Raw genomic sequence first — 19,343 nt, 5'->3', positions numbered from 1 at the left:
CCCGCCCCGCCCGTCGTGCCTACCACCGAGGAGGTGGCGGCACGGATCACGCCGGCCGTCGTCACCCTCTCCGCCAACCGCGGCTGGCGCGGCATCTCGGGCACCGGCATCGTCCTCACCGCCGACGGCACGGTGCTCACGAACCACCACGTCGTCACCGGCGCCACCGACATCAGCGCGGTCAGCCCCCACACGGGTGCGAGTTACGACGTCGCGGTGCTCGGCTACGACACCACCCTCGACATCGCCGTACTGCAACTCGGCTCCGCCGCCGGCCTGCCGGTCGCGGCCGTCACCGAGAGCCCCCTTCCGCAACCGGGAGCGCCGGTGACCGCCTTCGGCAACGCGGACGGCGGCGGGGTCGTCGTGCCTGCGCCCGGCACGGTCGTCGCCGTCGACAAGACGGTGTCGGTGCGCGATTCGATGGACGGATCCCTGCGCCGGCTCAGCGGAATGCTGCAGGTCGACGCGGCGATCCGGCCCGGGGACTCCGGGGGTCCGCTCGTCGACGCGTTCGGCACCGTCGTGGGGGTGAACACCGCCGGGGCCCTGGAACCGGATCCGGCCGTCGTCCCCGACCCACCCGAGGCGTACGCGGTGCCCATCGGGATCGCCCTCGACGTGGTGGACCAGGTCCGTACCGGCACGAGCGCCGGGACGGTGCACGTCGGCCCGACCCCGCTGCTCGGCGTGAGCGTCACCACCGGCCGGACCGGCGGCCAGGAGACCGGCGCCGAAGTGCTGTGGGTCGGCTACGGCACCCCGGCCGCCGGCACCGACCTCGAGATCGGCGACGTCATCGTCGCGTTCGACCGGCGCCCGGTCTCGTCCACGGCGGACCTCGAGGAAATGCTGATGGCGCGACGGCCGGGCGACAGCGTGGAGATCGGCTGGCTCGACGCCGCCGGGCAGCGACGCACCGCCACGCTCACGCTGGACGCCGGCCCGCCCCGCTGACAGGCGACCGGCGCGGTGCTCGCGCGGTTGTGTGGCCGAATGTGACATGCGTTTGATCGGATCGAAGCAATGTGACATCCGGCCGGAAACGGGCCGTCGGCACGGGCGGTCAGGCGAACCGGTGCGTGGTCTGCCCGAACGGCCCCTTGGCGAAGACGAGCACCTTGCTCGGCTCGACGCGGAAGACCCAGCCCGGGTCGTCCACCGGCCCGACGGCGTCGCCGTGGACCTCGAACCGCCACTGCTGGCCGTACTTGACGTAGTACGCCTCGGCGACGTCGCGCAGCGCGTCGCCGTCGGTGACGCGCCGGGCCCGCCCCTCGACCACGACGTCCGTGCCGGCCGCCCACGTCGCGACGCCCGTGGTGACAGCCACCGCATCGTTGTGCCGGAGGTTGTGCGTCTTCTGCTCGCCCGGGCCCGTGCAGAAGACGAATCCGCCCGCGTGCCACAGTCCGATCAGCGGTGTCACATGCGGTACGCCGTCGCGCCGGACCGTGCTGAGCCAGTACAGCTGCGCGGACTCGAGAAGCTCCTCCGTGTCGGTCCACGGCAGGGGCGGCTCCCCTTCGTCCCCGAAGCGGGCATCGACGGTGGTGGTGACAGGTGTGCTCACGACGACTCCTCTCCCGGCTCCGGCCGGAGCCCGTATCGATACGGACCGGTCGGACCGGGAGAACTCATCGCCCGCCCGGGCCGAATGTCACACTGCGTCGATCAGATCGAACGCGTGTCACATTCGGCCACCGCCCCGGCCCCGCGGATCAGGAGAACGTGGCGGGATCGCCGCCGATGCGGCCGCCGTCGTCGTGCAGCTCGCGGATGCGGTCGAGGTCGTCCGCGGTCAGCTCGAAACCGAAGACGTCGAAGTTGCTCGCGATGCGCTCGGGCGTGACGGACTTCGGGATGACGATGGTGCCGAGCTGGATGTGCCAGCGCAGGATCACCTGCGCGACGGTGCGGCCGTGCGCCTGCGCGATCGACCTCAGCGTCGGGTCCTCGAGCACGGTGCCCTGGCCGAGGGGGCTCCAGGCCTCGGTGGCGATGCCCTTGCCGGTGTGATACGCCCGCAGCTCGGCCTGGTTGAACCGCGGATGCAGCTCGATCTGGTTGACGGCCGGGACCTCGCCGACGGCGTCGATCAGCCGGTCGAGATCCTCGACCCGGAAGTTGGAGACGCCGATCGAGCGGGCGCGGCCCTCCGCCTTGATCTTCTGGAAGGCGCGGAAGGTGTCGATGTAGCGGTCCTGGGCCGGCGCCGGCCAGTGGATCAGGTACAGGTCGACGTAGTCGAGGCCGAGCCTGCCCAGGCTCGTGTCGAAGGCGCGCAGCGCCGAGTCGTAGCCCTGGTCGCTGTTCCACAGCTTGGTGGTGACGAACAGCTCGTCGCGGGGGACGCCCGAGTCGCGCAGCGCGCGGCCGGTGCCGGCCTCGTTGCCGTAGAGGGCCGCGGTGTCGATGCTGCGGTAGCCCACCCGCAGCGCCTCGGTCACCGCGTCGTAGCTCTGCTCGTCCTCGACCTGCCACAGGCCGAAGCCGAGCTGCGGAATGGTGTTGCCGTCGTTGAGGGTGATCGTGGGAACGGTCATGATCGGCCCAACCCGTTCCGGCCGCCCGGTGTTCCCCGCATCCCACCATCCGGAAACCCCGCGACGCGCGTGGGGATAATCGAGAGGTGACTGCAACACTGCGCATCAGCGGCCTGTCCGCCTCCCGGGGCGAACGCACCCTGTTCACCGACCTGAGCCTGACCGTCGCGCCCGGCGACGTGATCGGCCTGGTCGGCGCCAACGGCGCAGGCAAGTCCACCCTGCTCACGACGCTCGCCGGGGTCGGCACCGCCGACGTCACCGGCACGGTCGTCCTCAGCCCGCCCGACGCCACCGTCGGGTATCTCGCCCAGGAACCCGAGCGCGTCCCGGGCGAGACGATCCTCGGCTTCCTCGGCCGACGGACCGGTGTCACCGACGCCGAGCACGCGATGAACGCCGCGGCCGAGGCGCTGGGGACCACCGATGTCGACGACTACACCCCCGCCCTGGAACGGTGGCTCGCGCTCGGCGGCGCGGATCTCGCCGAACGCGCCGAGAAGGTCGTCGCCGACCTGGGCCTCGAGGTCGGGCTGGACGCGCCCATGACGGGGCTCTCCGGGGGACAGGCGGCGCGGGCCGGGCTGGCGGCCCTGCTGCTGTCCCGGTACGACGTGCTGCTGCTCGACGAACCCACGAACGACCTCGATCTGGCCGGCCTCGATCAGCTCGAGCGATTCGTCGCCGAGACCCGCACCCCGCTGATGGTGATCAGCCACGACCGCGAGTTCCTGGCCCGCACGGTCACCGGGATCGTCGAACTGGATCTGACGCAGCAACAGATCGCGGTGTACGACGGCGGTTACGAGGCCTACCTCGTCGAACGCGAGGTGGCTCGGCGGCACGCCCGCGAGACCTACGAGGAGTACGCGGACACCAAGCAGGAGCTCGAGGATCGCGCCCGGATGCAGCGCAACTGGCTCGAGCACGGGGTCCGCAACGCCCGCCGCAAGTCCAAGGACAACGACAAGCTCGGCAAGAAGTTCCGCGCCGAGGCCACCGAGAAGCAGGCGGCGAAGGCGCGGCAGACGCAGCGCCGCATCGAGCGGCTCGACGTCGTCGAGGAGCCGCGCAAGGAGTGGGAGCTGCGCATGTCGATCGCGGCGGCGCCGCGCAGCGGTGCGGTGGTGGCCACCCTGAACGGCGCACGCGTCGACCGCGGCGACTTCGTGCTCGGCCCCGTCACGACGCAGGTGCAGTGGGGCGACCGGATCGTCGTCACCGGCCCGAACGGCGCCGGGAAGACGACGCTGCTGCGCCTGCTGCTGGGCCGGATCCGGCCCGACACCGGCACCGCGGCCCTCGGGTCGGGCGTGAAGATCGGCGAGATCGACCAGGCACGTGCGCTGTTCGAGGGCGACGAGCCGCTCGTGGACGCCTTCGCCGCGCAGGTGCCGGATTGGCCGGACGCGGAGGTGCGGACGCTGCTCGCCAAGTTCGGGCTCAGGGGCCACCACGTGCTGCGGTCCGCGTCGTCGCTGTCACCGGGCGAACGCACCCGGGCCGGACTGGCCCTGCTGCAGGCCCGCGGGGTGAACCTGCTGGTGCTCGACGAACCGACGAACCACCTGGACCTGCCCGCGATCGAGCAGCTCGAGCAGGCCGTCGACAGCTTCGAGGGCACGCTGCTGCTGGTCACCCACGATCGCCGGATGCTCGCCAACACCCGTTCGACCCGCCGGTGGCACCTCGACGAGGGGCGGCTGACGGAGGAGCCGGCATGACGGCGGGCAGCGTCCGGGTGGACAGCTGGACCTGGGCGGTGCGCCTGTTCAAGACGCGGTCCGCCGCCGCGGCCGCGTGCCGCGGCGGGCACGTGCGGGTCAACGACGCCCCCGCGAAGCCGTCGCAGCCCGTGAAGGTCGGCGACGAGGTGCGGGTGCGCGTGGCCGGGGCGGAACGGATCGTGCGGGTGACGCAGCTGCTGGCCAAGCGGGTGGGGGCGCCGGTCGCCGCCCAGGCGTACGAGGACCACAGTCCCCCTCCCCCACCCAAGGAGATCCTCGCCTCGATTCCCCGCCGCGACCGCGGCACGGGCCGGCCCACCAAGCGGGACCGGCGCGAGCTCGACCGGCTCCGCGGGCTGCTCGAGTAGGACTCCCGCGGGTCTTTCGGCGGCGCGCCGGGGTGCTGCCTGCCGCGCGGACGCGTCGACACCGCTTGACCGTTCGTTGGGTTTTTACAATACTTCGTTGTATGAGTCCGGTACGTCGGGGGGAAACCCTGCCGATCCACAACCGCATCCGCGTCCTGCGCGCGGAACGCGGGATGAGCCGCGCGCAGCTCGCGCAGCTCGTCGAGGTCAATCCCCAGACCGTCGGCGCCCTCGAGCGTGGCGACCACTACCCGAGCCTCGACCTCGCCTTCCGCATCTGCGACGTCTTCGGCCTCCCGGTCGAGGCCGTGTTCTCCCGCACCGAGTTCGGGCCGCTGTCCACCGAGGTGTACCGGATCCGCACCGCAACCGAAGGACGTGACGCACAGTGACCGAGATGCCCGTGCACGACGCCACCCTCCTCGAACGGTACGAGGCCTTCCGCACCCGGCGCTTCCTGAGGAACGAAGAAAAGTTCCGGAACATGTTGCCGCGCTGGCGCACTCGTCGACGCCGCCGAATCCTGGTCGTGGCCCTCGCCGCGACGTTCGTTCTCATGTTCACCGTGGGCGTGCTGTGCCACTTCTTCGAACGGGGACCACTGCTGTGGCTGCCGGCGTGCCTGGCGTTCTTCCCCCTCTGGATCTCGCTGCAGATCGTCTCGGGCCGGCAGGGCGACGCACCGCGCGCGGCCCTCGACGAGCGGGAGATCCAGGAACGCAACAGCGCTCGCTCGATCGCCCTGACCGTGACCCAGTCCCTGGTGATGATTCCGGTGCTCTACCTCGTCGTCGGCAGCGTGCTGACCGACGGCATGCATCCCAGGATGGCCTATGCGGGCGGGCTCATGACGCTGACCGCGACGCTGATCGGCGGTTGCCTGCCCGCGATGATCCTCGCCTGGAACAACCCCGATCCCGACGAAACCGACTGACGCAGAGAACAACCCGAGAAGACGGAGGAAACGTGACGCTCACGATCAACAGTGTCTCGAAACGATACGGTGACGTCGTCGCGCTCGACGACGTCACCTTCGACGTGCGGCCCGGTGAGCTGTTCGGCTTCGTCGGCAGCAACGGCGCCGGGAAGACCACCACCATGCGGATCGTCCTCGGGGTGCTCGCCGCCGACTCCGGTGAGGTCCGGCTCGACGGCCGGCCCGTCGACCTCCAGGTGCGCCGCACCATCGGGTACATGCCGGAGGAACGGGGGCTGTACCCCAAGATGCAGGTCGGCGCGCAACTGTCGTACCTCGCTCGGCTGCACGGACTCTCCCGTTCCGAGGCCGATGCCGCCGTGACGCGCTGGACGAGCCGGCTGGGCATCGCCGAGCGGGTGGACGACGCCGTCGACGCGCTCTCCCTCGGTAACCAGCAGCGGGTCCAGCTCGCGGCCGCCCTGGTGCACGACCCGAGGGTGCTGGTCCTCGACGAGCCGTTCTCGGGCCTGGACCCCGTCGCCGTCGACGTCATGAGCGACGTGCTGATGGAGAAGGCCGAAACCGGTGTCCCGGTGATCTTCTCGAGCCACCAGCTCGATCTCGTGCAACGGCTCTGCCACCGTGTCGGGATCATTTCCAAGGGAACGATGCGCGCCGTCGGCACCGTCGACGAACTGCGCGGCCACGGTGAGGCTCGGCTCGAGGTGCACGCCCCACAGGCCCCCGAGGGCTGGGCCGCCGGGCTGCCCGGCGTCACCACCGTCGCGCACGGCGGCGGGCGCACCGTCCTCGTCCTCGGCAACGGCGCCGACGACCAGCAGATCCTCCGGGCCGCGCTCGCCACCGGCCCGGTGCACGAGTTCTCCGTTCGTCGGCCGACATTGACCGACCTGTTCCGAGAGGTGGTCGCCGCGTGAGCGCCCCGTTGAGTCCCGCCCGCGCCGTCGCGCTGGTGGCCCGCCGTGAGTTCCTCACCCAGATCCGCAAGAAGAGCTTCCTGATCAGCAACGCGATCATCCTGCTCGCGATCGTCGGCGGCATCGTCGCCGTGTCGCTGTTCTCCGGCGACGACGAACCCGCCACCGTCGGCGTCGTCGGCGACCCGGCCCTCGGCGCCGCCGTCACCGCCGTCGGAGAAGCCACGGGCAGCCCGGTCGACGTCACGGAGATCCCGGACGCCGGCACCGGCCGCGACCGGGTACGCGACGGCGAGCTCGACGTCGCGCTGGTCCCGGGCCCGGCGGGTTCCGTCACCGCCGTCGCCGAATCGGAGATCGACCCGGCCGTGCGCGCGACGATCGACACGGCCGTCGCGCAGCAGGCGCAGGTCGACGCCCTCACCGCGCGCGGCGTCGACCCGTCCGCGCTGGCGGCGGACACCGCCCGCGCCACCGTGACCGTCGAGGCCCTCGACCCGCCGGACCCGGAGCAGGCGCAGCGCACCACCCTGGCGATCGCGGCGGTCGTGTTGCTCTACATGCAGATCATGATGTTCGGGATGTACGTGGCGATGGGCGTGGTCGAGGAGAAGTCGTCGCGCGTGGTGGAGCTGCTGCTGTCGACGCTGCGCCCGCTGCAGTTGCTGTGGGGCAAGATCCTCGGCATCGGTGCGGTGGGTCTGCTGCAGCTCACCGCATACGGGGTGGCCGGGGTGGGGGCCGGTCTCGCCACCGGCACACTCACCGTCACCGGCGCGGCCCTGGGCACGCTCGCCGGCACACTGGGCTGGTTCGTCCTCGGGTTCGCGTTCTTCGCGGTCCTCTACGCCGCGGCCGGCTCGATGGTGTCGCGCCAGGAGGACGTGAACGCCACCGCGTCCCCGCTGATGGTGCTCATCGTCGCGATGTTCTTCGCGGCCTTCTCGTCCGTGGACGACCCCGAGTCGACGTGGAGCACCGTGCTGAGCTGGATCCCGCCGTTCTCGGCGATCCTGATGCCGCTGCGCATCGCCTCCGGCGTGGCGACCCCGCTGCAGATCGTCGGCACGATCGTGCTGATGCTGCTCGTGACCGGCGCCCTGAGCGTGGTCGGGGCGCGGATCTACCGCCGGTCCATCCTGCGCATCGGCCGCGTGGTCACCTGGAAGGAGGCGATCGGCCGGTAGGCGCCGGTGCGTCCTTCGGGAGCCTGGAGGCGCCCGAAGGACGCACGGCTAGGGTCGTGCCATGGCCCTCAGGATCTCGGCGCAGGAGTTCATCGACAGCGTGCTCGACGCGGGCAGCTTCCACTCCTGGGACACCGCCCCCGTCGACGTGCACCCCGACGAGCAGTACCGCGCCGAGCTCGAGGCCGCGGCGGCGAAGTCCGGCGTCGACGAGTCCGTGATCACCGGCGTCGGAACCGTGCACGGCCGGCACGTCGCGGTGATCGCCTGCGAGTTCGCTTTTCTCGCCGGGTCGATCGGGGTGGCCGCGGCCGAGCGCATCGTCCTCGCCGTGGAACGCGCCACCCGCGAGAAGCTGCCGCTGCTGGCCTCCCCCACGTCCGGCGGCACCCGGATGCAGGAGGGCACCCTCGCGTTCGTGCAGATGGTCAAGATCGCGGCGGCCGTCACCGCTCACAAGGCCGCGCACCTCGGCTATCTGGTGTACCTGCGCAACCCCACCACCGGCGGGGTGTTCGCGTCGTGGGGTTCGCTCGGGCACGTCACCGCCGCCGAACCCGGCGCGCTCGTCGGCTTTCTCGGCCCCCGCGTCTACCAGGCGCTCTACCACGAGGCCTTCCCGGAGGGCGTGCAGACCGCCGAGAACCTGTCCCAGAAGGGCGTGATCGACGGGGTGGTGCCGCTCGCCGGGGTCCGCCAGCTCGTGCACCGGATGCTCCGCGTGCTCACCGAGCCGACGGTCATCGATGCGTCCGCAGGTCCCGCGGTCACCTCCGCCGACGACGTGCCCGACGTGCCGGCGTGGCAGTCGGTAATGCTCTCCCGCCGGACGGAGCGTCCCGGCATCCGGCAGTTGCTGCGGCATGCCGCGGCCGCGCAGGTCCCGCTGTCCGGCACCGGGCAGGGCGAGTCCGACCGCACCGTGCTGGTCTCGCTCGCCCGGTTCCGCGGCGCGTCGTGCGTGCTGTTCGGCCAGGACCGCAGCGGGCAGTCCGCAGCGCGGACGATGGGTCCGGGCGCGCTGCGCGAGGCGCGGCGCGCGATGCGGCTGGCCGACGAACTCCGCCTTCCCCTCGTGCTGGTGATCGACACGCTCGGCGCCTCGCTGTCCAAGGAGGCCGAGGAACGCGGACTCGCACCGGAGATCGCCCGCTGCCTGGCCGACCTGGTGACCCTGCCGACGCCCACGGTGTCGGTGCTCCTCGGGCAGGGCACCGGCGGTGGCGCGCTGGCGCTGCTGCCCGCCGACCGGGTGCTGTGCGCGCAGAACGGCTGGCTCGCCCCGCTGCCGCCCGAGGGCGCCAGCGCGATCGTGCACCGCGACACCACCCACGCCCCGCAGATGGCGGCGGCTCAGGGCATCCGCTCCCGCGACCTGCTGCGCGACGGTGTCGTCGACGGTGTGATCCCCGAGTTCCCCGATGCCGCGGAGGAGCCCACCGAGTTCGCCAAGCGTGTCGGTGCCGCCGTCGCCCGCGAACTCGGCGTGCTCGTCGGCCAGGACCCGACGCTGCGATACCGGCGGCGGCTCGAGCGCTACCGGAAGCTGGGGCTGCCCCGGTAGCCGCGTGCCCGCTCACCGACGCCGAGGCGCCGCCCGGCGCACCGGCCGAACGGGCAGTGCCTCACCCCGGGGGCTCTCGAATAGGGTGGTCAGCGTCACAGGCTGTGGTCAGAGAGGATGCGAATCGATGAGCTCGTACGCGGAGGCCTTCCGGCAGAGCGTGGAGGACCCCGAGGGGTTCTGGCTCGAGGCGGCCCGCGCCGTGGACTGGGTGAACACGCCGACGCGCGCCCTCGACGGCTCGCAGGCCCCGTCGTTCCGCTGGTTCCCCGACGGCACGCTCAACACCAGCTTCAACGCCCTCGACCGGCACGTGCAGGCCGGACACGGCGACCGGCCCGCCCTGATCTGGGATTCGGCGATGGTCCCCGCCAAGCGCACCTACACCTACGCCGAGCTGCTGGACGAGGTCGCGGCCTTCGCCGGGGTGCTGCGCGATCAGGGCGTCGTCGCCGGCGACCGCGTCGTGATCTACATGCCGATGATCCCGGAGGCCGCGATCGCGATGCTCGCGTGCGCCCGCATCGGCGCCGTGCACTCGGTGGTGTTCGGCGGTTTCGCCGCCAAGGAACTCGCCACCCGCATCGACGACGCCCGGCCGGTGCTGCTCGTCACCGCCTCCGGCGGCCTCGAGCCGGGCCGCACCGTCGAGTACCTGCCCATGGTCGAGCAGGCACTGTCACTGTCGCAGACCCCGCCGCACACCGTGATCGTCAAGAACCGGGAGATGATCCCGGGCTCGGCCGCCGACTACAAGGCCTCCGTCGCCACGTGGTTCGACTGGGACGAGCTCACCGCCGACGCGGACCCGGCCGGGCCGGTCACCGTCGCGGCCACCGACCCGCTGTACATCCTCTACACCTCCGGCACCACGGGGAAGCCGAAGGGCGTGGTGCGCGACAACGGCGGGCACGCGGTGGCGCTGACCTGGTCGATGCGCAACATCTACGACATCTCCCCCGGCGACGTGTGGTGGACCGCGTCCGACGTGGGCTGGGTCGTCGGCCACTCCTACATCGTCTACGGCCCGCTGCTGATCGGCGCGACCACCGTCATGTACGAGGGCAAGCCGGTGGGCACACCGGATGCCGGCGCGTTCTGGCGGATCATCAACGAGAACAGCGTCGTCGCGTTGTTCACCGCGCCCACCGCGATCCGCGCCGTCCGCAAGGCCGACCCCGAGGCGAAGGAGCTGGAGAACTACGACATCTCCTCCCTCCGTACGCTCTTCGCCGCGGGCGAGCGGCTCGACCCGGACACCTACGAGTGGGCGACGAAGGTACTCGACCGGCCCGTCGTCGACCACTGGTGGCAGACCGAGACCGGCTGGGCGATCGCCGCGAACCTGCGCGGCCTGGACCCCATGCCGATCAAGGCGGGCTCGCCCACCGTGCCGGTACCGGGCTACCGCGTCGACATCGTCGATGCCGAGGGCAAGCCCGTCGAAGCCGGCACCGAGGGCAACATCGTGATCGCTCTGCCGCTGCCCCCGGGCACCCTGACCGGGCTGTGGCAGGACGAGGACCGCTACCGGCGGTCGTACCTGGAGACCTTCCCGGGCTACTACCTCACCGGCGATTCCGGCTACGTCGACGAGGACGGCTACGTGTTCGTCCTCGGCCGGTCCGACGACGTCATCAACGTTGCCGGCCATCGGCTTTCGACCGGAAGCATGGAGGCCGTGGTGGCGTCGCACCCGGCCGTCGCCGAGTGCGCGGTCGTCGGCATCCGCGACGAGCTCAAGGGCCAGCGGCCGTCCGGTTACGTGGTGCTCAAGTCCGGCGTCGAGATCGACCCGGAGACGCTGCGGCAGGAACTCGTGGCGATGGTGCGCGAGCAGATCGGCGCGGTCGCCACATTCCGTGACGTGACCGTGGTGCAGGCGCTGCCGAAGACCCGCTCCGGCAAGATCCTCCGCAAGACGATGCGGCAGATCGCCGACCACGAGCAGTACACCGTGCCGTCGACGATCGAGGACCCGTCGGTGCTCGAGGCGCTCGAGCAGCAACTGCGCGGATAGCTCGCCGCTCGCAACGTCGAGAGGGAGGTTGTTGCGGAGCCCTTTCGGGCGATGCCGCAACAACCTCCCTCTCGATAAGGAGACCTCCCGCTCAGTGCTTGCGGCGGCGGCGCACCACCTTGCGCTTGCCGTTGCGCTTGCCGCGGCGGCGCGCCACCCGGCCCACGACGAGGGCCGCGACGATGCCGCCGACGACGGCCGCGACGATCTGGGGACGTTCCTGCGCTTTCACCTGGACTTCGTGCACCTTCTCCTGGGCGGCCGACTTCGCGCGGGCCGGGACGTCGACCTTGTGGGCGAGGGCCTCCACCGTCTCGGCGAGCTCGGCGCGTTGCTGCTCGACGCTGGGCACCGCGTCGGCGGCCTCGGTGTTGCGTGCGGGGTCGGGACCGGTCATCGCACATGCTCCTTCACGGTGTTCACGTCCTTGCGGATACTCTCCGCCGTCTCGCTGGGTACCGGTGGGGCCGAGTTCTTGGCCCGCGACCTGCCGACGGCGGCCAGGGTGCCGCCGACAGCCAGGACGATCAACGAGACGATCAGCGCGGCCAGCCACGGGGAGAGCACGGTGGCGAGCCCCAGGATCGCGGTCGCGATGAGGGCGCCGACGCCGAGGTAGATCAGCATCAGCCCGGCACCGGCGATGCCGACGCCGACGCCCATCCGGGTGCCCTTGGCCTTCACCTCGTCGAGGGCGTGGGTGACCTCGGTGCGCACCAGGGTCGGCACCTGGGTGGTGAGCCGCTCGATCAGTTGCGCGGTGGACAGTTCGCTGGGGTCCGTGGCACTGTGCGTGCCGCCGGGGGACGCGGTCATCGTCGAGTCCTTTCGGTGTGGTGCGACGTCTCGGTCCGATCTGTCGCCCTCCGCATCGTCGTCGGCGCCCTCGCGGGCCGACGCGGTGTGCGCAAGGCGGAGTTCACGGCCGCGGTCGATGTCCTCTTGCCGCTTCTCCTCGTTCTTCTCGATGTTGCGGGTGTCCCGCGGCGGCAGCTGCAGCGTCTCCTCCGCCTCGATGCCGGCCTGCAGCTGACGTCCACGCTCGAGCTCGGCGTCGAACTCCGCGCCGAACAGCAGCGCGAGGTTGGTGATCCACAACCACAGGAGAAACACGATCGCGCCGGCGAGGGAGCCGTAGGTCTCGTTGTAACTGCCGAAGTTGGAGACGTAGAACGCGAACGCGACCGACGCCACGATCCACGCGAGGATCGCGATGGCGGCACCCGCACTGATCCAGCGGAACTTCGGCTGCGTCACGTTCGGCGTCGCGTAGTACAGCACGGCGACGATCATGATCACCAGGATCAGGATCACGGGCCACTTCGCGATGTTCCAGACCGTCACCGCAGTCTCGCCGAGCCCGATCACGTCCCCCATCGCCCGGGCCACGGGACCGCTCACGACGAGCATGAGGGCCGTCGCGCCCATCGCGATCAGCGCGAGGGCGGTGATGAGCAGCATCCACGGCCGCAGCTTCCAGATGGGGCGTCCCTCGTCGACCTCGTAGATGCGGTTCATGGCGCGGCCGAACGCGCCGACGTAACCCGACGCCGACCACAGCGCACCGGCGATACCGACGACGAGCGCGAACCCGGCCGCCGGCGCCTGCACGAGTTGTTCGACCGGGCCGCGGAGCGTGTCCACGGCGGTGGCCGGGCCGAGATCCTCGACGATCTGCATCACCGCGTCCACGGTGCTCTGTCCCTGGCCGAACACGCCGAGCAGGGACACGACGACGAGCAGCGCCGGAAACAGGGACAGCACGGCGTAGTACGTCAGCGCGGCGGCGAGGTCGGTGCACTGATCATGACTGAACTCGCGAGCGGTCTTGCGCAGCACGAACTTCCACGACGGTTTCGTCAGGTCGGTCGGCGAGTCGGGTTTGCGAGAATCGTCCGGTCGCGGGAAGTCCTCCGCCACGTCGGGGTCGCCGTGTTTGGCCGTCATGTTGCCGCGATTACCCGTACACGGTGGGGACCAAACGCCGCAACCGGCCGGAACAGGAGGCCGGGCGGCGTAGGAATGAAGGCATGACGAGTGCACACAAGGTGTTCCATTCGATCGTCGGCCGCCTGGATCAACCGGTGTTCGTCGTCACCACCCGGGTCCTCGAGGAGCGCACCGGGTGCCTGGTGGGGTTCGCCACCCAGGCCAGCATCGACCCACCCCGGTTCCTGGTGGGGTTGTCCACCTCGAACCGCACCTTCCGGGTGGCCACCGCCGCCGAGCATCTCGTCGTCCACGTACTGGGACGGGACCAGCTCCCCCTGGCGCGCCTGTTCGGCGGCGAGACGGGCGACGAGGTGGACAAGTTCTCGCGATGCGCGTGGCACGACGGCCCGCACGGCCTGCCCGTCCTCGACGGCGTCCCGGCGTGGTTCATCGGACGGGTCGTCGGCCGGGCCGCGCTGGGCGACCACGTCGGATTCCTGCTCGACCCGGACGGCGGGGAGTGCCACGGCGAACTGAACGACGTGATCCGGCACGGCGACGTCCGTGACCTCGACGCCGGGCACGCGCCCTGATTCCCCACGGCGCCGCGACGCGTGGTGTGATCGAGCGATGCGGCGCCTCGACGATCCGACCTGCCCGGCCCGTCCGCTCGACGACGACGAACTGCGGGCCCTCTACGCGTATCCGGCCGATCTGCGGTCGCCATGGGTCCGGGTCAACTTCGTCTCCTCCCTCGACGGGGCTGTCGCCGTGGAGGGACGCTCGGGTGGGCTCGGCACGCCGTCGGACAAGAAGGTGTTCGGGCTGCTGCGGGGCCTGGCCGACGTGATCGTCGTGGGCGCGGGCACGGCACGCGGCGAGAACTACGGCGGTGCCCGCACCAGCGCGGCGCTGCGGGAGCGGCGCCTCGAGGCGGGCCTGAGCGAGGTGCCGCCCGTCGCGGTCGTCACCGCCACATGCCACCTGGACCCCGGGTGCCGGTTGTTCACCGACACCACCGTCGCGCCGGTCGTCCTCACGTGCGAGACCGCGCCCGGGACCCGTCGTCGCTCTCTCGCCGCCGCCGGCGCGGACGTGCGGGTGATCGCCGAGCATTCGATCGACGGGCACGCGGTGCGCGACGCGCTGGCCGCGGCGGGCTGGACCCGCGCGCTGTGCGAGGGCGGGCCGCGGCTGTTCGGTCAGCTGATCGCCGACGGCGTGGTCGACGACCTGTGCCTCACGCTGGCGCCGCTGCTCGCCGCAGGTCCGGAGGGACGCATCGCCACCGCCCCGCAGACGGCGGTGACGTCGATGCGGCCCGCCCACGTCCTCGCCGACGACGACGGCACGGTCCTCACCCGGTGGATACGCGGGGAGCGGTGACGGGGCGGGGCCCCGCCAGGAGCTTCTGCACCACGTCGAGATCGCCGTGGTCCCGCAGCGTCGGCGCGACGCGGTCCAGCAGGCGGGCGAGCATGTCCCGGGCCGGGATCCGGGTGCCGGTGTGCACGTCCACCGCCGGGCCGTCGAGACCGTACCGGGCGGCGCTCCACACCGCCGCCGCACCGAGGTCCGGCTCGACCGGCCGCACCTCGACGCCACGGCGCAGATCGTCGAGTGCGGCGCCGACCAGGCCCCGGCCCAGGGCCGCCTGCAGGACCGTGCCGTCGACCGTTGGGGCGGTGTCGGCCGCGCGGATCTCCACCGTCGGCACGTGGACCGACGGCCGGGCGAGCCAGAACGTCATCCGGGAGTCGAGCAGCACCCCGGCGTCGACCAGGCGGGCGACGAGAGCGGCGGCGTGCTGCGCCGAACGCAGGTACGGGGGCAGACCGAAGCCGGGAAACCGGCTCTGCTGCACGATGCGCCAGCTCGCGTAGCCCGTGTCGCGGCCGCCGTGCCGCGGGGAGTTGGCGCCGAGCGCGACGAGCGTGGGCAGCCACGGGGTCAGATGGTTCACCACGGCTGCCGCGGTGTCGCGGTCGGCGACGCCGACGTGCACGTGGCAGCCGCAGGCGTGGTAGTCGTCGACCAGCGCGCGGTACCGCTCGGCGATGGCGGCCCGCCGACCCGCCGCGACGAGGGTGCCGGGTCCGGCGTCGGACTCGGGGACCCCGACGGCGGCGAACCGCAGCCCGCATCGGCGGGCTGCGGCGTCGAGCGCGGAGCGGGACGAGGTCAGCCGGGTCCGCAGCTCCGCGAGGGTCCGGCACACCCCGCCCACGGCCTCGATCTGGGTCGGGTGCAGTTCGCCGACGAACGTCACCCCGGGTACCCCCGGAAGCCGGCCGCACACCGCGTCGAACCCCGGCGCGGGGTGACCCGTCGCCGGGTCGACGAGGAGGAATTCCTCCTCCACGCCCATGGTGACGCCGTCGCCCGGCGCCGCGCCGGAGGTTTCGGGGTTCATGGTTGCGGGCTACCCGTTGCCGCCGGCGGCGACACGCCGGCCGGTAGAGTCCGGACAGCATCCGGCGGAAGGAGTTCCCCATGCCCGACGACGTTCCCGAAGGATCCGCACGGTCCAGCGCGACGGCCGAGCGGATCGGCGAGCTCGCCGCCGACCGCGATCTGACCGTCGCGTGCGCGGAGTCGCTCACCTCCGGCGCCCTGGCCGCCCGGCTGGGCGCCGCGCCGGGCAGCGCAGGGTGGTTCCGGGGCGGCATCGTCGCCTATTCCCGGGCCGTGAAGCACTCGCTGCTGCGGGTGCCGGAGGGCCCGGTGGTCTGCGAGGCGGCGGCGCGCGCCATGGCCGAGTCGACGGTCGAACTGCTCGGCGCCGACCTCGCGGTGGCGGTGACCGGGGCGGGCGGCCCGGACAGCCAGGACGGGCAGGAGCCGGGCACGGTGTGGTTCGCCGTGGCCGGGCGCGGGCCGACGCACGCCGAGGAGAAGTTCTTCCCGGGGGAGCCCGAGGACGTGCTGGCCGAAACGGTCTTTCACGCGCTCACTCTGCTCGCGGACCGCGCGGCGAGCTGAGCGGGCCGGTGCCCGCCCGGCCGAGCAGGCGGGTGACGAGTTCGGTGACGAGTTCGTCGGGTGTGGCGTCGGCACCGATCGAGGTGGTGAGCAGGTCCAGCAGCAGCCCGTCGACCGCGTAGTGCAGCAGGGCGACCTCGAGCGCGGTGGCGGGTAACTGTGCGGCGTCGTTGAATTCGACGTCGAGCCGATAGTTGCGGGAGAGCGTCGCGCCGAGCACCTCGGCGAGTCCCGGGCTTCTGCGGGACTCGAGGCGCAGTTCCATCAGGGCGACGGTCAGGTCCGGCTGGGCGGTGGTGCGCTCGACGAGGTATCGCATGTAGTCGATGTAGAGGTCGACGCTCGGGGTCCGGCCGGCGAGCGCCTCGAGCCGGTCCGGGTCGGGGGCGAGCCGCTCGAAGATGCGCGCACCGAGGGCGCCGAGCAGTTCGTCCCGCGTCGGAAAGTAGTTCGCGCAGGTGCCCAGGGGCACTCCTGCCTCCCGGTCGACGGCGCGGTGGGTCAGCTTGCGGGCGCCGTCCGCGCCGAGCACGCGCAGGCCGGCATCCGCGAGCTGTGCTCGGCGCTCCGGATTCGCTGCCATGAAAAAACTCTAGCATCGACTACAACACCTGTTGTAGTTTGACCACCACAGGTGTTGTAGTCGACGATCCGAGGAGCCCTTCGTGCGAAAACTGACCTACTACGTCGCGACCACGCTCGACGGCTTCGTCGCCGACCCGGCCGGCGGATTCGACTTCTTCCCGGTCGAGGGCGACCACATGGGATACCTCCTGCGGGAGTTTCCGGAGACGTTTCCGGTCCACACCCGCGGACCCCTCGGAATCGAGGGACCACCGAAGCACTTCGACGCCGTCGTGATGGGCCGGCGCACGTGGGAGCCCGCCCGCGCCGCCGGGCTGACGAGCGCGTACCCGCACCTGCGGCAGTACGTGTTCACGACGACGATGACCCAGGCGCCGGACGAGACGGTCACGCTCGTGGCCACCGATCCGCTCGAGTACGTCCGCGACCTCAAACGCCAGGAGGGACTGGGAATCTGGCTGTGCGGCGGGGGCTCGCTCGCCGGGGCGCTGTTGCCCGAGATCGACGAACTGGTGCTGAAGGTGAACCCGATCGTCGTCGGCGACGGAATCCCGTTGTTCCGCCGCGGGTTCGAGCCGCACCGCTTCACCCGGCTCGAGACGAAGACCTTCGACAGCGGCGTCACGGTGTGCCGCTTCGCGTCCGGTGTGTCCTTTGGGCGGCCCTGACCGCCCAAAGGACACACCGGCGGCGCAGCCGCCTAGAGCCAGGCGGGATCGGTGTCGAGCGTGGTCCGGTCCAGGCTGTCGAGCAGGTCGAACTGCGGACCCGTCTTCGGCAGTTCGAACGCGAAGAAGTACCGGGCGGCGGCACGCTTGCCGTCGTAGAAGCCGCCCTCCCGGGTCCCGGCCGCGAGGAGCTGTTCGAGCCACATCCACGCGACGATCACATGCCCGACGGCCTCGAGATACACCGACGAATTCGCCAGCGCCACCTCGGGATCGCCGGTCGACCACAGCCGTGCGGTGGTCGCCGCGACACGCGTCACCGCCGCCTGCAGCTGCCCGGCGTAGCGGGCCGCGTCGCCCCCGGCGTCGACGGCCCGCGCGACGGTCCGCCCGATCGTCTCGCCGAGCAGCGCCAGCCCCGCCCCGCCCTGCATGACCACCTTGCGCCCGAGCAGGTCCAGCCCCTGGATGCCGTGCGTACCCTCGTGAATGGGGTTGAGGCGGTTGTCCCGGTAGAACTGCTCGACGTCGAATTCGCGGGTGTAGCCGTAGCCCCCGTGCACCTGGATCGCCAGGCTGTTCGCCTCGAGGCACCACTGCGACGGCCAGGACTTCGCGACGGGGGTGAGCATGTCGAGCAGCAGCCCGGCGCGGGTGCGGGCCTCCTCGTCCTCGGCGGTCTGCTGCTCGTCGACGAGCGTCGAGCAGTACAGCCCCAGCGCCAGCGCGCCCTCGACGTAGGCCTTCTGCGCGAGCAGCATCCGGCGCACGTCGGCATGCTCGATCAGCGGCACGGGCGGCGACGACGGGTCCTTGTCCCCGAGGGGGCGGCCCTGGGTGCGGGTGCGGGCGTACTCGAGGGACTGCAGGTAGCCGGCGTAGCCGAGCGACGTGGCGAGGAACCCGACGCCGATGCGGGCCTCGTTCATCATGTGGAACATGTACGCCAGGCCCTTGTGCGGCTCGCCGAGCAGGTAGCCGACGGCGCCGGCGCGACCGCCGGGGGTGAAGGTGCCGTCGCCGAAGTTCAGCAGCGTGTTGGTGGTGCCGCGGTTGCCCATCTTGTGGTTGAGACCGACGAGGGCGACGTCGTTGCGCTCGCCGAGCTGCCCGTCCCCGCCGACGAGGATCTTCGGGACGATGAACAGCGAGATGCCCTTGACCCCCGCCGGACCACCGGGAATCTTCGCGAGCACGAGATGGACGATGTTCTCGGACAGCTCGTGGTCGCCGCCGGAGATCCACATCTTGGTGCCGGTGAGCCGGTAGCTGCCGTCGTCCTGCGGCACGGCCTTGGTGGTGATGTCCGCCAGCGACGATCCGGCCTGCGGCTCGGACAGGCACATGGTGCCGAAGAACCGGCCCTCGAGCAGGGACGGCACGTACGTGGCGATCTGCTCCTCGCTGCCGTGGGTGGCGATGAGGTTGGCGTTGCCGACGGTGAGGAACGGGTAGGACGAGGTGCCGGCGTTCGCGGCCTGGAACCAGGCCATCGCCGCACGCAGCACGGTGACCGGCAGCTGCATGCCGCCGAGTTCCTCGTCGAACGAGGACCCGATGAGCCCGGCCTTGGCGAACAGCTCCAGCGCCGCCTTGACCTCGGGGATGATCTCGACCTTGCCGTCGTCGCCGATCCGCGGCTCCTGGGCATCCGCCTTCTTGTTGTGCGGCGCGAAGTGCTTGGTGGCCATGTCCGCACTGAGGTCGAGGACGGCGTCGAACGTCTCCCGTGAGTGCTCGGCGAACCGCGTCCGCGCGGTGAGGGACTCGACGTTCAGCCACTCGTAGAGCAGGAAGTCGAGGTCACGCCGGGACAGGACGGGAGCGGGCATGGAGGTTCCTTTCACAGTGCCACGGATTCACTCAGCGGCCACAGATTCACTAAGCGCTCACTTAGTACAGCAACG

At 71.4% G+C, this 19,343-nt stretch carries 20 protein-coding genes; 13 read left to right on the top strand and 7 right to left on the bottom strand.

Translation table 11 applies throughout. From position 1 onward, the window contains the following. A partial coding sequence (locus tag G6039_RS17080) for a S1C family serine protease (RefSeq protein WP_164528088.1) occupies positions 1 to 957 on the top strand: 957 nt, incomplete at its 5' end. A gap of 109 nt (positions 958 to 1,066) precedes the next feature. Here the strand turns inward: G6039_RS17080 and G6039_RS17075 are convergent. Next, complete coding sequence (locus G6039_RS17075) at positions 1,067 to 1,573, bottom strand: pyridoxamine 5'-phosphate oxidase family protein (RefSeq protein WP_006936055.1); 507 nt, start codon at positions 1,571 to 1,573, stop codon at positions 1,067 to 1,069. A gap of 148 nt (positions 1,574 to 1,721) precedes the next feature. Then, positions 1,722 to 2,546, bottom strand: coding sequence for an aldo/keto reductase (locus tag G6039_RS17070; protein ID WP_029541875.1), 825 nt, complete (start codon positions 2,544 to 2,546; stop codon positions 1,722 to 1,724). An 86-nt stretch (positions 2,547 to 2,632) separates the two neighbouring features. On the opposite strand from G6039_RS17070, the gene G6039_RS17065 reads away from it, so the two are divergent. The 8 genes from G6039_RS17065 to G6039_RS17030 all read left to right on the top strand — a co-directional run bounded on the left by G6039_RS17065 (position 2,633) and on the right by G6039_RS17030 (position 11,269). After that, complete coding sequence (locus tag G6039_RS17065; protein WP_043797771.1) at positions 2,633 to 4,270, top strand: ABC-F family ATP-binding cassette domain-containing protein; 1,638 nt, start codon at positions 2,633 to 2,635, stop codon at positions 4,268 to 4,270. Next, positions 4,267 to 4,641, top strand: a complete 375-nt coding sequence (locus G6039_RS17060) for an RNA-binding S4 domain-containing protein (RefSeq protein ID WP_006936062.1) — start codon at positions 4,267 to 4,269, stop codon at positions 4,639 to 4,641. Before G6039_RS17065 ends, G6039_RS17060 begins: the two co-directional genes overlap by 4 nt. Before the next feature lie 101 nt (positions 4,642 to 4,742). After that, positions 4,743 to 5,033, top strand: coding sequence for a helix-turn-helix transcriptional regulator (locus G6039_RS17055; protein ID WP_029541869.1), 291 nt, complete (start codon positions 4,743 to 4,745; stop codon positions 5,031 to 5,033). Next, positions 5,030 to 5,575: a hypothetical protein gene (locus tag G6039_RS17050; RefSeq protein ID WP_006936065.1), complete on the top strand. Its 546-nt coding sequence runs from the start codon at positions 5,030 to 5,032 to the stop codon at positions 5,573 to 5,575. The genes G6039_RS17055 and G6039_RS17050 overlap by 4 nt, the downstream gene beginning before the upstream one ends. Before the next feature lie 32 nt (positions 5,576 to 5,607). After that, positions 5,608 to 6,498, top strand: coding sequence for an ABC transporter ATP-binding protein (locus G6039_RS17045; RefSeq protein ID WP_006936067.1), 891 nt, complete (start codon positions 5,608 to 5,610; stop codon positions 6,496 to 6,498). Further along, positions 6,495 to 7,685 (top strand): ABC transporter permease, encoded by a 1,191-nt coding sequence (locus G6039_RS17040; protein WP_029541861.1) that lies wholly within the window; start codon positions 6,495 to 6,497, stop codon positions 7,683 to 7,685. Before G6039_RS17045 ends, G6039_RS17040 begins: the two co-directional genes overlap by 4 nt. A 61-nt stretch (positions 7,686 to 7,746) precedes the next feature. Further along, positions 7,747 to 9,249 (top strand): carboxyl transferase domain-containing protein, encoded by a 1,503-nt coding sequence (locus G6039_RS17035; protein WP_029541857.1) that lies wholly within the window; start codon positions 7,747 to 7,749, stop codon positions 9,247 to 9,249. A 127-nt stretch (positions 9,250 to 9,376) separates the two neighbouring features. Next, positions 9,377 to 11,269 carry a propionyl-CoA synthetase gene (locus G6039_RS17030; protein WP_006936070.1) on the top strand — a complete coding sequence of 631 codons (1,893 nt, stop codon included), beginning with the start codon at positions 9,377 to 9,379 and terminating at the stop codon, positions 11,267 to 11,269. A 91-nt stretch (positions 11,270 to 11,360) separates the two neighbouring features. Here the strand turns inward: G6039_RS17030 and G6039_RS17025 are convergent, their stop codons facing one another. Both G6039_RS17025 and G6039_RS17020 read right to left on the bottom strand, forming a co-directional pair. Beyond that, the gene (locus G6039_RS17025; protein ID WP_006936071.1) at positions 11,361 to 11,666 is read right to left on the bottom strand and encodes a DUF3618 domain-containing protein; all 306 of its coding nucleotides are present in this window, start codon (positions 11,664 to 11,666) and stop codon (positions 11,361 to 11,363) included. Then, positions 11,663 to 13,216 (bottom strand): YhjD/YihY/BrkB family envelope integrity protein, encoded by a 1,554-nt coding sequence (locus G6039_RS17020; protein ID WP_006936072.1) that lies wholly within the window; start codon positions 13,214 to 13,216, stop codon positions 11,663 to 11,665. The genes G6039_RS17025 and G6039_RS17020 overlap by 4 nt, the downstream gene beginning before the upstream one ends. A gap of 83 nt (positions 13,217 to 13,299) precedes the next feature. Between G6039_RS17020 and G6039_RS17015 the strand changes: the two genes are divergently transcribed. Together G6039_RS17015 and G6039_RS17010 are read left to right on the top strand one after the other, a co-directional pair. Next, on the top strand, positions 13,300 to 13,794 hold the full coding sequence (locus G6039_RS17015) for a flavin reductase family protein (RefSeq protein ID WP_006936074.1): 495 nt from the start codon (positions 13,300 to 13,302) through the stop codon (positions 13,792 to 13,794). Positions 13,795 to 13,831: 37 nt separating this feature from the next. Next, positions 13,832 to 14,587: a pyrimidine reductase family protein gene (locus G6039_RS17010; protein ID WP_029541854.1), complete on the top strand. Its 756-nt coding sequence runs from the start codon at positions 13,832 to 13,834 to the stop codon at positions 14,585 to 14,587. On the opposite strand, the gene G6039_RS17005 is transcribed toward G6039_RS17010, so the two are convergent. Next, on the bottom strand, positions 14,559 to 15,614 hold the full coding sequence (locus G6039_RS17005) for a carboxylate-amine ligase (protein WP_029541850.1): 1,056 nt from the start codon (positions 15,612 to 15,614) through the stop codon (positions 14,559 to 14,561). The two genes, G6039_RS17010 and G6039_RS17005, sit on opposite strands and share 29 nt — an antisense overlap. Positions 15,615 to 15,694: 80 nt before the next feature. Between G6039_RS17005 and G6039_RS17000 the strand changes: the two genes are divergently transcribed. Then, complete coding sequence (locus G6039_RS17000; RefSeq protein ID WP_006936080.1) at positions 15,695 to 16,183, top strand: CinA family protein; 489 nt, start codon at positions 15,695 to 15,697, stop codon at positions 16,181 to 16,183. Here G6039_RS17000 and G6039_RS16995 read toward each other — a convergent pair. Beyond that, positions 16,152 to 16,766 (bottom strand): TetR/AcrR family transcriptional regulator, encoded by a 615-nt coding sequence (locus G6039_RS16995; protein WP_029541848.1) that lies wholly within the window; start codon positions 16,764 to 16,766, stop codon positions 16,152 to 16,154. The two genes, G6039_RS17000 and G6039_RS16995, sit on opposite strands and share 32 nt — an antisense overlap. An 82-nt stretch (positions 16,767 to 16,848) precedes the next feature. On the opposite strand from G6039_RS16995, the gene G6039_RS16990 reads away from it, so the two are divergent. Beyond that, the gene (locus tag G6039_RS16990; protein WP_029541846.1) at positions 16,849 to 17,436 is read left to right on the top strand and encodes a dihydrofolate reductase family protein; all 588 of its coding nucleotides are present in this window, start codon (positions 16,849 to 16,851) and stop codon (positions 17,434 to 17,436) included. Between the two features lie 32 nt (positions 17,437 to 17,468). Here G6039_RS16990 and G6039_RS16985 read toward each other — a convergent pair whose 3' ends face one another. Continuing rightward, a complete protein-coding gene (locus G6039_RS16985) occupies positions 17,469 to 19,268 on the bottom strand; it encodes an acyl-CoA dehydrogenase (protein WP_029541844.1) in 1,800 nt (599 codons plus the stop codon). Positions 19,269 to 19,343: the final 75 nt, after the last annotated feature.

This window comes from Rhodococcus aetherivorans (assembly GCF_011058165.1).
In the GTDB taxonomy this organism is placed as follows: domain Bacteria; phylum Actinomycetota; class Actinomycetes; order Mycobacteriales; family Mycobacteriaceae; genus Rhodococcus; species Rhodococcus aetherivorans.
The sequence above is the reverse complement of the archived record's forward strand: the minus strand, read 5'-3'. Positions and strand labels throughout refer to the sequence as shown.

Coding starts and splice junctions, on each gene's coding strand:
- G6039_RS17030 (WP_006936070.1), top strand. CDS start 9,377: ATGAGCTCGTACGCGGAGGCCTTCCGGCAGAGCGTGGAGGACCCCGAG.
- G6039_RS17000 (WP_006936080.1), top strand. CDS start 15,695: ATGCCCGACGACGTTCCCGAAGGATCCGCACGGTCCAGCGCGACGGCC.
- G6039_RS17060 (WP_006936062.1), top strand. CDS start 4,267: ATGACGGCGGGCAGCGTCCGGGTGGACAGCTGGACCTGGGCGGTGCGC.
- G6039_RS17070 (WP_029541875.1), bottom strand. CDS start 2,546: ATGACCGTTCCCACGATCACCCTCAACGACGGCAACACCATTCCGCAG.
- G6039_RS16995 (WP_029541848.1), bottom strand. CDS start 16,766: ATGGCAGCGAATCCGGAGCGCCGAGCACAGCTCGCGGATGCCGGCCTG.
- G6039_RS17005 (WP_029541850.1), bottom strand. CDS start 15,614: ATGAACCCCGAAACCTCCGGCGCGGCGCCGGGCGACGGCGTCACCATG.
- G6039_RS17015 (WP_006936074.1), top strand. CDS start 13,300: ATGACGAGTGCACACAAGGTGTTCCATTCGATCGTCGGCCGCCTGGAT.
- G6039_RS17020 (WP_006936072.1), bottom strand. CDS start 13,216: ATGACGGCCAAACACGGCGACCCCGACGTGGCGGAGGACTTCCCGCGA.
- G6039_RS17010 (WP_029541854.1), top strand. CDS start 13,832: ATGCGGCGCCTCGACGATCCGACCTGCCCGGCCCGTCCGCTCGACGAC.
- G6039_RS17025 (WP_006936071.1), bottom strand. CDS start 11,666: ATGACCGGTCCCGACCCCGCACGCAACACCGAGGCCGCCGACGCGGTG.
- G6039_RS17055 (WP_029541869.1), top strand. CDS start 4,743: ATGAGTCCGGTACGTCGGGGGGAAACCCTGCCGATCCACAACCGCATC.
- G6039_RS17035 (WP_029541857.1), top strand. CDS start 7,747: ATGGCCCTCAGGATCTCGGCGCAGGAGTTCATCGACAGCGTGCTCGAC.
- G6039_RS16985 (WP_029541844.1), bottom strand. CDS start 19,268: ATGCCCGCTCCCGTCCTGTCCCGGCGTGACCTCGACTTCCTGCTCTAC.